This is a genomic window from Nakamurella sp. A5-74 (genome assembly GCF_040438885.1).
GTDB lineage: Bacteria > Actinomycetota > Actinomycetes > Mycobacteriales > Nakamurellaceae > Nakamurella.
This window is the reverse complement of the sequence record NZ_CP159218.1, coordinates 276,920-290,935: the sequence shown is the minus strand read 5'-3', so window position 1 is coordinate 290,935 and position 14,016 is coordinate 276,920. Positions and strand designations below refer to the sequence as shown.

Genomic DNA, 14,016 nt, shown 5'->3' with positions numbered 1-14,016 from the left:
TGCTCATGCGATGACGGGCCCTGGCGCGTTCGTGGGGTCGATCCGGCGTCGCGAGACGAGGAAGGAGGCCACCGCGTCCTCGTCCACCTCGACGCCCAGGCCAGGTCCGGTCGGCACCCGCAGATGACCGTCCTCGAGCACGAACGGCGCGGTGATGTCCTGGTGGTAGAAGCGAGCCGAGGCCGACGTGTCGCCGGGCAGGGTGAATCCGGGCAACGCGGCGAGGGCGACGTTCGCAGCCCTGCCGAGGCCGGTCTCGAGCATCCCGCCGCACCAGACGGGGACCCCGGCGGCGCGGCAGATGTCGTGCACCCTGCGCGCTTCGAGGTAGCCACCGACCCGCCCTGCCTTGATGTTGACCACGCTGGTGGCGCCGAGCGCGATGGCGTCCGAGGCGTCCTTGGCCGACTCGATCGATTCGTCCAGGCAGATCGGAGTGGTCAGCCTGGCCGCGAGCTTGGCGTGTTCCGTCAGGTCCTCGTCCTGCAGCGGCTGCTCCATCAGCAGCAGGCCGAACTCGTCCAATCGGGCCAGATGGCCGGCGTCCCGCAGCGAGTACGCGGTGTTGGCATCGACCTGCAGCAGCACCTCGTCGCCGAATGCCTCCCTGACTGCGCGCACCGGTTCGATGTCCCAGCCGGGCTTGATCTTCAGCTTGATCCGCAGGTAGCCCTGTTCGAGGTAGCCGCCGACGGCGGCGAGCAGTTCCGGGATAGACGGCATGATCCCGACCGAGACTCCCGCGGGCACCCGATCCTTGGTCGCGCCCAGATACGTGCCCAGCGACATCTGCGCGGCCCGCAGTTCGGCGTCCAGGACGGCGAGCTCGACTGCCGCCTTGGCCATCCGGTGTCCCTTGAACGGCTCCAGCACATGCCCGACGGTCCCCCCGGAGAGGTTCTCGGCGGCGAACAAGGGGTGCGCGAAGTGGTCGGCGATCACCAGCTCGGCGGCGGCATTGAACTCCGAGGAGTACACCGGGGACGACATTGCGACACATTCGCCCCAGCCGATCCCGACGGAGGTCTCGGCGCGGATCAGGATCACGTGCCGGGAGCTCTGCGATCCGAACGACGTCTCGAAGGGACTGACCAGGGGGATGGCCAGGGTGAGCAGGTCGAGTCCGAGCAGCTTCAACTGAGTTCTCCTTGTCGGTACTGCGTCTGTACGGGGTCGCCCGCGCCGGCCGGCGCAGTCAGCTCGGGCGGCTCCGGCGACTCCATCAGATACCCCTGGTCCCTGCTGACGTCGACCACCCGCCACCCGAGATCCATCAGGCTGCCCAGGGAATGCCGGACGACCGCACGCCAGCGTGCCGCAGTCACCGGATCGGCGGCTCGCAGCGCCTCGACGTCGGCCGGCAGGGTGATCGACAGTCGCATGCGACCGGCTCCGGGGGCGGCACGCTGGTCGGCGGCCAACACCTCGGTTGCCACCGAACGGGGATCCTCCGACAGCACCGGGATCCCGTCGACGACCGTGATCAGCTCCCGAACCGGAGCTGATGACGGCCGGGATCGGTGTGGCTGCAGCAGGTCCCAGCGACTCAGCAGCCGATCGCTGCCCTGCCCCGCGTTGATCGCGTCGTTCATCTCGCCGTAGAAGTCGACGAGGTACTCGACCGGCAGCGCGCCCAGCTTGACGGCGTTGAAGTAGGCGTTGCGTCTGATCAGCGGGTCGTAGGTCCAGGTGATCACCTGCAGCCCGCGCTGCAGTGCCCACCACCGCTGGTGCAGCTTGATGGCGCGACCGACTCCGCTTCCCACCCGGTCGGGCAGGACGGCGGTGATGTGCGAATGCAGCAGCGGCTCCGGCAGCAGCCCGAGGAAGCCCATGCTCGCCGCCACCATCCGGTCGCCGACGAACGCTGCGCTGCAGTAGTTCCCGCAGTGCACCAGGGCGTTGAGCAACCCTCGGGTGACGGGCTCGTCACCCGGGTCAGGTTGCCAGACCGCATCGAAGAGCACCCGGACGTCCTCGAAGCCGTCGACGTCGTGCACGTCGACGATCCGGACGCCGGCAGCTGCGGCAGCGGCTTCGGCATCTGCAGCGGCTTGTTCGGTGTGGCGGTCGACCAGCAGCTGGTGCCCTCCGCGGAGATGCGTCATCGCGATCCTTCCGCAGGGCTGTGCCCGAGTGGCCCGGACAACGGTAGGTCCTCCGGTGTCCGGAGTGCACCGCCGGTGGGGATCGCCGGTGAGGATTCGCCGGCAGGATGGGACGGCCGCGATCAGCGGCCGGGTGTGGTCCTACTCAGTGTGAATCACCGGATCTCGCCGGGCATCATTCGATCCCACTACTACAGACAGGTCAGTTTGTGCCACGCGACAAGTAGCTGGAGGTCGACAGGGCGGCTGCGAACCCCGCCCGGCCCCCTCGGAGCCTCCGGATGAGCCTGCCGAGCAAGGGCGCCAGATGACCGCCATCGTTTCAGTTGACACGTCCTCGGGTACCACCCCGGTGTTCGAAGGCGTTGTCCCCCAGCATGAATGGAGTCCATTGTGTCTGTTCTGACGGTTAGATCCGGAGATGTCGCTCTGCATGTCGAGGACACCGGCGGGGCCGGTCGTCCCGTCGTGCTGATCCACGGCTGGCCGCTGTCCGGCAAGTCGTGGAAAGACCAGGTTCCCGCGCTCACCGCAGCCGGCCACCGCGTCATCACCTACGACCGTCGCGGCTTCGGTGAGAGCGACAAGCCAGTGACCGGCTACGGCTACGACACCCTCACCGAAGACCTGCAGGCGGTCCTCGAGCAGCTCGACCTGCGTGATGTCACCCTCGTCGGCTTCTCGATGGGCGGCGGCGAGGTGGCCCGCTACGTCTCGAAGTTCGGTGAGGAACGCCTGCACAGCGTGGTCTTCGCTTCTGCCGTGCCCCCGTTCCTGATGCAGGGTGCCGACAATCCTGACGGCCCGCTGACCAAGGCTGCTGCCGCGAAGATGGAGGCCGGACTGCTGGCGAACCGCGACACGTTCTTCGACGGGTTCACCACTGAGTTCTTCTCGGTCGACGGCGTCCTCAAGGTGTCCGAGGCACAGCGCCAGGAAGCACTCGAACTGTGCGCGCTGGCTGCCAAGCCCGCCGCCATGGAGTGCATGGCCTCGTTCGGCATGACCGACTTCCGTGATGACCTGCCGAAGGTCACCGTGCCGACACTGGTGATCCACGGTGACGGCGACGGGACAGTGCCCTTCGAGGGCTCCGGCAAGCGCACCCACGCTGCCATCCCGCAGAGCAAGCTGGTTGTTCTGCACGACGCGCCGCACGGGTGCAACGTCAGCCACGCGGCCGAGTTCAACGCCGCGCTGGTCGACTTCCTGAAGGTCTGACCCCCAGGACCCTGCCGACACAGTCGGCGGTCGTCCTCCACTCTGCGGCTGAGCCGCTGACCAGAACGCCCGGTGTCCCCTCGAGAGGCGCCGGGCGTTCGTCGTCCCCGGTGGTCGAGCGTCGCAGGCAACGAGACCCCGACTGATGAGAACCGATCGTGTCATAACGGGATCTCGACGCGCTCCTTCGTCGCTTGCTCGATCACCGCAAGTTCGATGGTCGAGCGACGCAGGACTCGAGACCCCACCCCCTACGGTGGTCCCATGACCTCTCTCTCCCGTGGAGCCAACGCCCCCCTCGAGACCACGTCCGTCCGGATCACCGTCAGCGGCGCAGCGCCGGGCTCGGTGGATCTGCTGGTGTTCCAGGTGGCGGAGGACGGCAAGGTCCGCTCGGACGCCGACATGGTGTTCTTCAACCAACCGCGGTCGCCGGAGGGTGCCGTCCAGCTCAACGGGGCTGCCGTCGACATCGATCTCGGCAGGGTTCCGCCGCAGATCGCCCGGCTGGTGGTGTCGGTCGCGCTCGACGACTCGGTCACCGGTTCGCTGGCGACCATCGCCGGGCTGGGCGCCTCCGTCCAGGCCGGTGGTGCGATCGACTGTCCTGCAACATCTCTGACGAGCGAGCGGGCCGCTGTGCTGGCAGAGATCTACCGCCGCGGTGACGCCTGGAAGGTGCGCAACGTCTCCGCGGGATGGGACCGAGGGTTGGCGGCTCTGGCCATCGAATTCGGCGTCGAGGTGGACGATCCCGCACCGCCTGCCGCACCTCCTGCACCCGCCGGGATGCCGACCGTCGCTCCGCAGACACCTCCGGCGTCGACGCCCTCGGTTGCTCCTGCCGCGCCGCCGGTCACGATGCCGACGTACGCCCCGCCGAGCGGGCAGCCCGTCCCCGGACCCGATCCGCAGAACCCACGCTCGGTGCCGGGCGAGGAGAAGCTGTCGCTGGAGAAGCGTCAACAGCTCGATCTGCGCAAGAAGCAGGTGCACTCGGTCCTGCTCACCAAGAACGCCGTCGGCGTCCGGGCCAGGGTGCTCGTCGTGATGGACAAGACCGGTTCGATGAGCCGGGAGTACAAGAAGGGCGTCGTGCACCGCGTCATCGAACGCATGGTGCCGGTCGCGATCCAGCTCGACGACGACGGTGCCCTCGAGTGCTACCTGTACGCGGAATCCTTCTACAAGTTGCCGGACCTGCGCGTCGAGAACCTCAGCGAGTGGATCGCCGAATGGGTCCACCTGAGCGGCAAGCACGGTGGGTTGAACTATGCCCGGATCGGCGCCGTGAACGATGAGATCCCGATCCTGAACGAGATCATCGGCGGCCTGCGGCGGGGTGACCCGCTCCCAACGCTGGTGCTGTTCTTCACCGACGGCGGGTTCCACAAGAAGGTCCCGATCACCGAGCTCATCAGGAAAGCGGCTGACTTCCCGGCGTTCTTCCAGTTCGTCGGCATCGGCTCCGCCGGCCGGTTCGGCGTGCTGGAGAGGCTGGACGACCTGGAGGGGCGGACCGTCGACAACGTCGGCTTCTTCCCGGTCAAGGACATCGACGCGCTCGACGACGCCGAGCTGTACCGACTGCTGCTCAGCGAGTTCCCCGACTGGCTCCAGCACGCACGCCGGCTGGGCATCGTCGGCTGACGGTCGCCCGCGATCAGCGCAAGAATCGGTGGTCGAGCGACCGACGAAGGAGGCAGTCGAGACCCCGCCCTCTCGCAGCCGGTCGAAACACGAAGGGATCTCGACTCACTCCGCTCGCTCGATCAGCATAGAAATCGGTGGTCGAGCGACCGACGAAGGAGGGAGTCGAGACCCCGTCAGACGCGGACCGGCCTGAACCCCACTCCGCTCGCTCGATCAGCATAGAAATCGGTGGTCGAGCGACCGACGAAGGAGGGAGTCGAGACCCCGTCAGACGCGGACCGGCCTGAACCCCACTCCGCTCGCTCGACAACCGCCCGACGAGCATTGTGGAACGAACTGTCCAGAACCTGCTACCGTCTCCCGCATGGCCAGGACCCGCGCGTTCGATCACGACACCGTGCTCGCCGCCGCCATCGAACAGTTCTGGAGCTCGAGCTACCGCGGAAGCTCCACGGAAGACCTCTGCGCCACGGCCAACCTGTCGCGCAGCAGCCTCTACAACACCTTCGGCAGCAAACGCGCGCTCTACCTCGAGGCGCTGCTGAGCTACATCGCCGGCAAACGCAGGGCCCGCGGCGAGCTGCTGGACCGCGAACTGACCGGCCGCGAACTGACTCACGCCGTCGGCGCGGCAGTCCTGGACGAGCAGTGGACCGATCCGGGCCGCCGCGCCTGCCTGGCGCTGGCTGCCTGCATCGAGGTCGGCCAGCAGGATCCGGAGATCACCACCGTGCTGGAGACCAACGCAGCTGATTTCGACGCCGTGCTCGCGCTGGCGATCAGGCGCGGCCAGCAGGACGGCACCATCCGCGACGACCTGCCCGCGGAGGCCACGGCGCGCGCCGTGCATGCCGCCTTCGACGGACTGCAGGTGCGCTCCCGGGTGGCGACCGATCGCGCGTCCGTCGAAGCCGATCTGGATGCCGTGATCGCCCTGCTCTGACAGCTGCCGCCGACAGCCGGGTCGCCCTCGCTGGTCTCGACTCCTGCGTCGGGGACCGCCCACATTCTGTACCGATCAGTTCAGAACCGATGACCAACCCGGAGGACCCTCATGACCGAGACCCGACCAGCTGGCGCCCCTGACGGTGCCAGGCCGCCGCTGCCCCGTGCCGTCCTGCTGCTGGCCCTGACGATCTTCTGTCTCGGAACCTCTGAGTTCATGATCGCCGGCCTGTTGCCGTCCATCGCAGACGATCTGCGGGTGAGCGTGCCGGCGGTCGGCGGCCTGATCAGCATCTTCGCGATCGGCATGCTCGTCGGTGCTCCGGTGATGACGCTGCTGACCCTCGGCCTTCCCCGGCGGCTGACGTTGCTGCTCTCGACCCTGGTGTTCGCGGCGGCCCACCTCGAGGTGTTGATCAGCGATGCCTATCCGCTGCTCGTGGTGTCCCGGCTGGTCGGCGCGGTCGCCTGCGCCACCTTCTGGGCGGTCGCAGCCGCCACCGCCGTGGCGATCACCGACAGCAGGAGCACGGCGAAGGCCATGGCGGTGCTGGTCGGCGGCCTCACGATCGCGAACGTCATCGGCGTGCCTGGAGGCACCTGGATCGGCGAGCACTGGGGCTGGCGGGCGACCTTCGTCGTGGTCGGTGTGCTGACCCTGGTGACCGGGTTCATCGGCTGGCGAACCGTTCCCGAGACCTCACAGCACACCGGCGAGAAGCTCGGCCGACTCGCCGGACGTGAACTGCGGGCGCTGCGCAACCCTCGACTGCTCGTCGCACTCGCGACCACGGCGGCGTTCCAGGCGGCGATCTTCTGCACGTTCTCCTACCTGGCGCCGCTGCTCTCGGAGGTGTCCGGGGTTCCGGAGGAGCTGATTCCTGTTGTCCTGCTGGTGTTCGGCGCCGGAACCCTGCTGGGGATCGCGGTGGGTGGACGGTACGCGGACCGGAATCTGTTGCGCGCCGTGGTGGTCTGTTTCGTCCTGCTGCTGGGTGGCCTGGTGCTGTTGCGGGCCGCCGCAGGCAGCCCGGTCCTGGTGTGGTTCGCGGTGTTCGTCTTCGGAGCGACCGGATTCTCGGTCGCGTCGGCGATCAATGCCAGGGTGTTCTCCCATGCCGGCGCCGCCCCCACCCTCGCCTCGGCGATGAACGTCTCGGCGTTCAACGTCGGTAACGCCGTCGGCCCTGCCCTCGGCGGCTGGGTGATCGCCGCCGGCGCCGGCCTCACCGCGCCCATCTGGGTCTCGATGGTGTTGGTCGCCATGGCGCTCTCACTGGCCGGCACCTCGTGGCTGTTGGAGCGACCGTCTCCGGCCGCAGCGCCGGTGCGGGTGAGCGCGACGAAGGTGAACTGCGACACCGCATCCTGATCGACCCGTCGAACAAGACGGGATCTCGACTCGTTCGTTCCTCTCTCGCTCGATCACCGGATGGCTCGATCAGCGCGCAGTGTTCATCCGATGTCCCAAGAGTGTCGCGGAGGAGGGCGATGCGCAGCCCTCTGCAGCATCGGACGCGCCGGCGAGCTTGCGAACCGGCGCGTCCGAGCGTGTCTCGTCTCGTTCCTCGCTCGACAACCGAAGCGGTGCGGCGGCCCCATCCGCGGCGCAGGAATCAACGAGCTACCGACCCGAGGATCCGCTCGAGGTTGGCGGCAGTCTCGTTGCCCAGCTTGTGGAAGATGGGTCGTGTCAACGGATCTGCGAGCTTGGCGAGGCCGTGGAAGGTGACGTCGGAGACGTAGGTGATCTCGGTACCGCCCGGCACGGCACGCAGGGTGATGTCGTCGATCGACGTCACCGTCTTGTTCTTGCCGACCAGCATCACCCGCTCCGGTCCGAAGTGCTCGAGCCGGTACCGGATCTTCGACTCGCGACCCAGGAACTTGGTGACGTTGTCCCACTCGGCGCCGACCTCGATCTCACCGCTGCCGCGCCGCGGGCAGCGCACGGTTCCCGGGTCCCAGTCGACAGCGTTCGAGAAGTCGGCGAGGTAGCTGCGCACGTGGCCCAGTTCGGCGGCCACGGTCACGATCCGCTTGGTGATCGGCATCAGGAGTCCCTTTCGTCAGGTATTTCCCCTCCCACTACCCCGACCGCCGGTGAGCCAAGCGGTGGCGACGGGTCAACGACCCGGCGTGCTCCATTCGCTGCGCCGCTCGACGCCGGTGGCAGCGGTGCGCGCCGCCACCGCGGGCGCGCCGCGGGCGGTCAGCGAACCGCTCCCGGCAGGAAGTTGTCGTGCGCGGGGGGCCCTTCATCCGGTGGTCTCAGCGCACGGCGAAGGTGACGATCCCCGACTGCGCGCGCTCCCAGGTGGCGTTGCCGGGCCAGCGGACCTGGTAGCGCGCAGCGGGTCCGGCCGGCCTGAAGGTGAAGCTGTAGCTGCCGCTCCGCAGCGCGGTGGTACCGATCCGGGTCCAGGTGGCGCTGCCGGAGAGCTGCCGGAAGATCTGCACCACCGGCGCCGAGAGCTGCTGCTTGGTCGTCGTCGTGAGGGTCCCCCCGAGCGCCTTCAAGGTGCCCTTGGCGACGGTGGTCGATGGAGTGGTCTGACTCAGCCTGGTGTCCAGGTTGCCGGGCATCCAGGCGGTGCCGACCCGGGTGGTGATCACCGGCTTCTTGGCCGGGTCCAGCCAGCGCAGGATCGCCTGGAGGTCGGCCTGCGTGATGGACACGCAGCCGGCGGTCGGTTTGCCGGTGCTCACGTGCAGGAAGAACGCCGACCCCGCGCCCGGGACCCGGCCGGGGTTCCAGGCCATGTTGACGCCGTAGTTGTAGGCGCTGCCGGGGTAGTAGAGGTTCTCGCTGGCCCCGCCGGGGCTCGATGAGCGGCGCACGTGCAGGTTGTAGGTGGACGACGACGGGTTCTCGTCCCACCAGTCGAGCGGGTCGGTGACGAAGTACGGCAGCTTCGTCCCCGGGTTCGCCAACCGTCCGAACGACTGGTCCAGACGCATCGTGCCGGCAGGGGTGTACTGCGAGCCCTCCTCCGCGGGACCGATGCCGCGGCTGCCGACCCGCGCAGCCACCGGACCGATCCGGCGCGCCCAGGATCCGTCGGAGAGTTTCTCCCAGGCCGTCAACGTCGCGTAGGTGGAGCCCGCCGCGGGCGACCCGACGGCGATCACCTGACGGGAATCCGCCGGCACTCCGGCCAACGGCGAGCCGATCCGCGTCTGCAGCATCGGTACCGGTGGCGCGGCCCGGACGGGCGTGCCCGCCAACGACGAGGTCAGCACGACAGCAACGAGGGTGCACAGCACGCGCAGTGATCTCACGACGGCTCCGATTCTGGACTGCGGAGATTCTTCGACAGCGGGTCCGCCCCATCATGGCCCGCCGGACGCCCCGCGATCCAACCTGGACAACAGAGAGCGGCGCTCTTGCTATTGCCAGGCAGTAGGTGCAGAGTGAACAACGAGAGCAGTGCTCTCGTTTCTCGACCGGTGTGTCGTCGGGCGTGGTCCGGCAGCCGGTCGTGCAAGAAGGAGGAGTCATGGGACTTCACGTCATCGCCGGATCAGGTCCGATCGGGTCGGCCGTCGCCGCCGCTCTGCTGGAGCGCGGGGAACAGGTCACGATCGTCACCCGGGGCGTCAGCGGACCCGAGGGCACCCAGCGGATCGCCGGCGATCTGGGCGGGAAGGGCGGCGCCGAGTTGCTCACCGAAGCCGCCGCCGGGGCCACCGCGATCTACAACTGCGTCAATCCCGCATACCACCGGTGGGCCACCGACTGGCCGCCGATCGCCGATGCGCTGCTTCTCGCCGCGGAGCGCACCGGTGCCGTGCTGGCCGTCACCGGCAACCTCTACGGCTACGGACCGGTCAGCGCACCGATGACCGAATCCACCCCTGCCGGCGCGCTCGGCACCAAGGGAAAGGTACGGAACACCATGACGGACAACGCGTTCGCCGCGCACAGAGCCGGTCGGGTCCGCACCTTCGAGGCCCGCGGTAGCGACTACCTCGGCGGTTCATCGATGCTGTCGATGATTGCATTCCCGGCGTGGCGAGCCGGCAAGCGCGCCCTGCTGCCCGGCCCGGCAGGTGTTCCGCACACCTTCACCGATGTCCGCGACATGGCGGCGATGCTGGTGACGGGGGTGTTCGACGAGCGGGCGCACGGAAGGATCTGGCATGTCCCGAGTGGCGAGCCGACGACGCTCGGGACCGTGATCCGCGCTGCGGCCGACCGCCTCGGCGTACCAGGGAACGTGCTGCACCTGCCCCGCTGGGCGGTGTACGCGGCCGGCGTCACCGACCCGTTCGTCAGGGAGCTGCGGGAGACCCAGCACCAGTTCCGCGGGCCGTTCGTGATGGATTCGACTGCGGCGCAACAGACTTTCGGTCTGCGTCCGCACGGTTTCGACGATTCGATCGGGTTCGACATCGCTCGCAACTGGGCTGCCTCTCCGGCGGCGAGGTCCACAGCCGGAGCCTGAGCGGTGCAGCTCAGCCCTCGGATCCAGGCCCGGGATCGCGACGGCGTACCCGCGCGGCCGACGACACCGCACCCACGTTGGCCGCGACGACGATCGCCATCCCGATCAGCTCGTGCCCATCCAGGCGCTGTCCGAGCACGATCAGACCGGCCAGTGCCGCCATCACCGGGTGGATGCTCATGAACACGCCGAAGAACCTCGACGACACCCGCCGGAGGGCGAGAAGGTCTGCGGCATAGGCGATTGCGGAGCACATCACGCCGGCGACTGCGGCCTGCAGCAGCGAAGCGCCGGTGAACCGGCCGGCGAAGGCGATCACCACCGCGACCGGGACGTAGGCAGTGGCGGAGACTGCCGCAGCAGCCGCCGGGGCCTGCAGTCCGGGCAACCGGATCCCCAACGTGCGGTTCAGCAGGATGTAGGCCGCCCAGCAGGCCGCGGCACCGAGCGCGAGACCGACGCCGAGGTAGTCGGTGCTGGCACCGGGCAGCACCAGCACGTACACGCCGGCGGCCGCAGCCAGGGCGAACAACCCGTCGATCAGGGTCCGGGTACCGGCCAGCGCCACGGCCAGCGGACCGAGGAACTCGAGGGTCACGGCGAGGCCCAGGCCGATGCGTTGGACGGCCGAGTAGAGGAACAGGTTCATCACCGCGAAGACCAGCCCGAGCAGCAGCGTCGGCCACCACTGGGCCCAGGTGAAGCGCCGGAACGGTGGCCGGGCGACCGGCAGCAGGATCGCGGCCGAGACCAGTTGCCGGATCGCGACAACGCCGATCGGTCCGATCGCCGGGAACGCCTGCGCCCCGATGGCGGCGCCGAACTGGTTGGAGGCGCTGCCGCCGGCCATCAACGCGACCCCGGTGAGGGTGTTGCGCTGGTCGTCGGACCGGGGTGAGCTCATGCCCGCCATTGAACGGCAGTCGCCGAGCCGGTCGGACACCGGGCGACGACCCGGAACTCAGATGGGGACCGAGCGGGTGACGTCGAGCAGATCGGCGGACGTGTGCTCGATGCGCTCGTAGATCGCGTCCGCGCCCTCGGGGTCGGTATCGATCAGCGCGATGTCGGCACTGATCAGCGGGAGCAGGGTGACGACGTGCAGGTCGATGTCGCCGGACTCGGTCTCCACGAGGTCCAGTTCGGGGAACCACAGTCCCGGGCTCAGCAGCAGACCGCGGATGTCGGTGCCCTGCAACAGGGGTGTGGCGTTGGCGAACTGGGAGTCAACCGTCACCTGCGCACCGCGGGCGGCCATCTCGACGCCGACGGACACCAGGTGGTGCGCTGCCTGCACCTGACCCTCACGGACCGAGCAGACGAATTCCGTGGGCTGCAGCGCGTTGATGGCCTGGGTCGAAAGCCCCAGCGTCGCCACGTGCACGGCTTCCAGGTCTGGGTCCTCGACAGCGACGATCGCGACGTCCTCGGTCGCGGAGAGCACGGTCAGCTCACGCACTCCGCGACCCAGCACCGCCGTCAGATGGCGCGTCGCCAGGGCCAACTGGGCCTCAGGGGTGAGCGCCATCAGGTCGCCACGTCGAAGATCGAGGGGTCCATGCCGTCGGCCAGGTTGACGTAGTCCAGCGGCGAACTCCCGTACTTGTTCTTCACGGTGCGATCAGCTCCCGCGGCGATCAGCGCCCGCACGATGTCCGGGCCTGATTTCGGGCTCGAGACCGCCTCGGCGAGCGCCGTGTTGCCGGCGATGTCCTGCAGGTCGGGATCCGCTCCGGCCGCCAACAGGGCAGCGACCGTGTCGCGCGCTCCCATCCGGACGGCATAGTGCAGCGCGGTCGCGTTGGCCTGCGGTCCGCGCGCGTTGACGTCGACTCCCTTGCGCAGCGCCTTGCGCACGCCTTTGACGTCGTTCGCACCGGCTGCCGCGGTGAGGTCCACCGCGTTCATTGCCATCTCGTTCACTCCTTGCGCTGTCAACACCGCTGCAGTTCACCTGGCCGCTGGGACCATGTCAGCCTAGGGCAGCAGGTTCTCCAGACGGGTCTGACTCTGGTTGGCGCGATTGGCGGCCCGGTCCTCGAACCCGTGGAAGATGTTCGGGTTCTGCTGGCTCGCCCGCACCTCCGCCTTCGTCCAGCCTTCCGCCGTTGCCTGCACGCTGGTCCACGACCAGGCGTGATCGAATTCGTGACCGATGTCGGCCTTCTGCGGATTCGGCATCGCGACGCCGTCACTCTTCGGCCGACCGGTCTCCGGATTGCGGCGCACCGGCCGGCCGTTCCTCATCTGTACGTCGAGCGGCTGCTTCGTGGTCGGGCAGATGAGGTTGTCGCCACTCTTCTTCTGGGCGGCCGCGACCTTGGCCCGCGTCGTCATGTTCGCGCTCGCGCGCTTGGCAACATTCGGATTGGCTCGGACCGTCGCAATGCCGTCATCGCCGTGGCGTTTCACGTACGCCTTGGCCGCCTGGTAGGGCGTGCGACCCTTGTTCGCCACCCGCCAGAGAGCGGGGGAGTTCTTGAACCGGGTCAATCCCCGCGCTCCGTAGGTACCTGCCTTGCTGTTCTTGAGGGCGGTGAGGGTCTTGGCCATCGCGGCGTTCTTGGCACCCTTGAGCCCGTTCAGTGCCTTCGCGCCGTTGGTGGTGGATTTCAGGGCCTTGCCCACCAGCTTGCCGGCACCCGGGAGCAGCATCAGGGCCGCGTCCAGGCCGATGGAGGCCCACGAGCCCTCGCCGGTGATGACCTTCAGGCCGACGTCGATGAGCAGCGCCGCGCCACCGGTGACGAGGGCGATCGGGCCCATGATCGGGGTCAGGATCGGGATGAACGACAGCACGCCCGCGATGGCCGAGATGATCTTGAGGACGCCGGAGATCTGCTTCAGCACATCGGCGTGGTCCTTGACCCAGTCGACGACGGAGTCCTTGAGCTTGCCCCAGAAGCCCGGCGGCTTCTCGAACCGCTTGCCCTTCGCGTCCTCGATCTGACCGCAGCAGGTGTTGAGCGCTGTGCGGTGCTCCGAATGCACCTGGTTGGCCTTGTTGATCGTGTCCTGGACGGCGTTGTTCGCCTCGTTCAGCTGCGACTGCGCGGCCGACGCACCCGAGGAATAGGTGCTCGGCGGCAACGTCTCCCCGGGCTTCAGCTTCGACTTCGCGTCGGTCTGCTGCTGGTCGTGCGTCTTGTCCGCCGACTTCGCGCCCTCCAGGTTGTTCGCCTTCGCACTGGCCGTCTGGGTGGCGGAATCGTGCTGGGTCTTGAGCGTCGCGAGCCGCGACTGCAGATCATCCAGCGTCGAGGCGTAGGTGATCAACGCCGAACCCACCTGCTCCCACGCCTCATGGGTCTTGTCCAGGCGAGGCGGCAGATCTTCGTTCACCTTGCCGCGATACGTATCGCCCTCATCGCCCTGGAACGACGCCGCGTCCACGCTGCGGATGTCGGAAGAGGCGGAGGACGCCGCGGAAGCGAAGGACTTCCAAGTCTGGCCGGAAGCCTTGATCGACCCCGGGTCACCACCCAGCGAGAACGTGTCCGACATCGTCTGCACCGCCTTGATCGCTCGTGCCGTGTGGCCCGGTCATGGTTCGGCGCAAGTTTCGCGCCCGTCTTCTTCCCCGACGCAGCGTCCCACGCTCAGGTTCCCCCGGGCCACCGTTCCACATGGGGTGAACTCCC

The 14,016-nt window shown here is 68.3% G+C and carries 13 protein-coding genes; 5 read left to right on the top strand and 8 right to left on the bottom strand.

All coding sequences use genetic code 11. The features are described 5' to 3' along the window. Nucleotides 1-3: 3 nt before the first annotated feature. Together menC and ABLG96_RS01305 are read right to left on the bottom strand one after the other, a co-directional pair. A complete protein-coding gene (gene menC / locus ABLG96_RS01310) occupies nucleotides 4-1,137 on the bottom strand; it encodes an o-succinylbenzoate synthase (RefSeq protein ID WP_353649628.1) in 1,134 nt (377 codons plus the stop codon). Beyond that, complete coding sequence (locus ABLG96_RS01305) at nucleotides 1,134-2,108, bottom strand: GNAT family N-acetyltransferase (protein WP_353649627.1); 975 nt, start codon at nucleotides 2,106-2,108, stop codon at nucleotides 1,134-1,136. Before ABLG96_RS01305 ends, menC begins: the two co-directional genes overlap by 4 nt. A 393-nt stretch (nucleotides 2,109-2,501) precedes the next feature. Between ABLG96_RS01305 and ABLG96_RS01300 the strand changes: the two genes are divergently transcribed. The 4 genes from ABLG96_RS01300 to ABLG96_RS01285 all read left to right on the top strand — a co-directional run bounded on the left by ABLG96_RS01300 (nucleotide 2,502) and on the right by ABLG96_RS01285 (nucleotide 7,299). Continuing rightward, a complete protein-coding gene (locus tag ABLG96_RS01300; protein WP_353649626.1) occupies nucleotides 2,502-3,329 on the top strand; it encodes an alpha/beta hydrolase in 828 nt (275 codons plus the stop codon). A 264-nt stretch (nucleotides 3,330-3,593) separates the two neighbouring features. Then, nucleotides 3,594-4,979 carry a VWA domain-containing protein gene (locus ABLG96_RS01295; protein ID WP_353649625.1) on the top strand — a complete coding sequence of 462 codons (1,386 nt, stop codon included), beginning with the start codon at nucleotides 3,594-3,596 and terminating at the stop codon, nucleotides 4,977-4,979. A 367-nt stretch (nucleotides 4,980-5,346) separates the two neighbouring features. Beyond that, nucleotides 5,347-5,925 (top strand): TetR/AcrR family transcriptional regulator, encoded by a 579-nt coding sequence (locus ABLG96_RS01290; protein WP_353649624.1) that lies wholly within the window; start codon nucleotides 5,347-5,349, stop codon nucleotides 5,923-5,925. Nucleotides 5,926-6,036: 111 nt separating this feature from the next. After that, nucleotides 6,037-7,299: a Cmx/CmrA family chloramphenicol efflux MFS transporter gene (locus tag ABLG96_RS01285; protein WP_353649623.1), complete on the top strand. Its 1,263-nt coding sequence runs from the start codon at nucleotides 6,037-6,039 to the stop codon at nucleotides 7,297-7,299. A gap of 244 nt (nucleotides 7,300-7,543) precedes the next feature. Here ABLG96_RS01285 and ABLG96_RS01280 read toward each other — a convergent pair whose 3' ends face one another. Then, nucleotides 7,544-7,981: an SRPBCC family protein gene (locus ABLG96_RS01280; RefSeq protein ID WP_353649622.1), complete on the bottom strand. Its 438-nt coding sequence runs from the start codon at nucleotides 7,979-7,981 to the stop codon at nucleotides 7,544-7,546. Nucleotides 7,982-8,198: 217 nt separating this feature from the next. Beyond that, the gene (locus ABLG96_RS01275) at nucleotides 8,199-9,209 is read right to left on the bottom strand and encodes a L,D-transpeptidase family protein (protein WP_353649621.1); all 1,011 of its coding nucleotides are present in this window, start codon (nucleotides 9,207-9,209) and stop codon (nucleotides 8,199-8,201) included. Between the two features lie 218 nt (nucleotides 9,210-9,427). Here ABLG96_RS01275 and ABLG96_RS01270 point away from each other — a divergent pair, with 218 nt between their 5' ends. Continuing rightward, the gene (locus ABLG96_RS01270) at nucleotides 9,428-10,375 is read left to right on the top strand and encodes an NAD-dependent epimerase (protein WP_353649620.1); all 948 of its coding nucleotides are present in this window, start codon (nucleotides 9,428-9,430) and stop codon (nucleotides 10,373-10,375) included. Nucleotides 10,376-10,385: 10 nt separating this feature from the next. Here the strand turns inward: ABLG96_RS01270 and ABLG96_RS01265 are convergent, their stop codons facing one another. The 4 genes from ABLG96_RS01265 to ABLG96_RS01250 form a co-directional block, all read right to left on the bottom strand. Then, nucleotides 10,386-11,279: an EamA family transporter gene (locus ABLG96_RS01265; RefSeq protein WP_353649619.1), complete on the bottom strand. Its 894-nt coding sequence runs from the start codon at nucleotides 11,277-11,279 to the stop codon at nucleotides 10,386-10,388. Between the two features lie 57 nt (nucleotides 11,280-11,336). Further along, the gene (locus ABLG96_RS01260) at nucleotides 11,337-11,903 is read right to left on the bottom strand and encodes a suppressor of fused domain protein (RefSeq protein WP_353649618.1); all 567 of its coding nucleotides are present in this window, start codon (nucleotides 11,901-11,903) and stop codon (nucleotides 11,337-11,339) included. Next, nucleotides 11,903-12,289, bottom strand: a complete 387-nt coding sequence (locus ABLG96_RS01255) for an ankyrin repeat domain-containing protein (RefSeq protein ID WP_353649617.1) — start codon at nucleotides 12,287-12,289, stop codon at nucleotides 11,903-11,905. Before ABLG96_RS01255 ends, ABLG96_RS01260 begins: the two co-directional genes overlap by 1 nt. A gap of 63 nt (nucleotides 12,290-12,352) precedes the next feature. Continuing rightward, entirely contained in the window at nucleotides 12,353-13,879 is a 1,527-nt protein-coding gene (locus ABLG96_RS01250; RefSeq protein WP_353649616.1) for a putative T7SS-secreted protein, read from the bottom strand. Nucleotides 13,880-14,016: the final 137 nt, after the last annotated feature.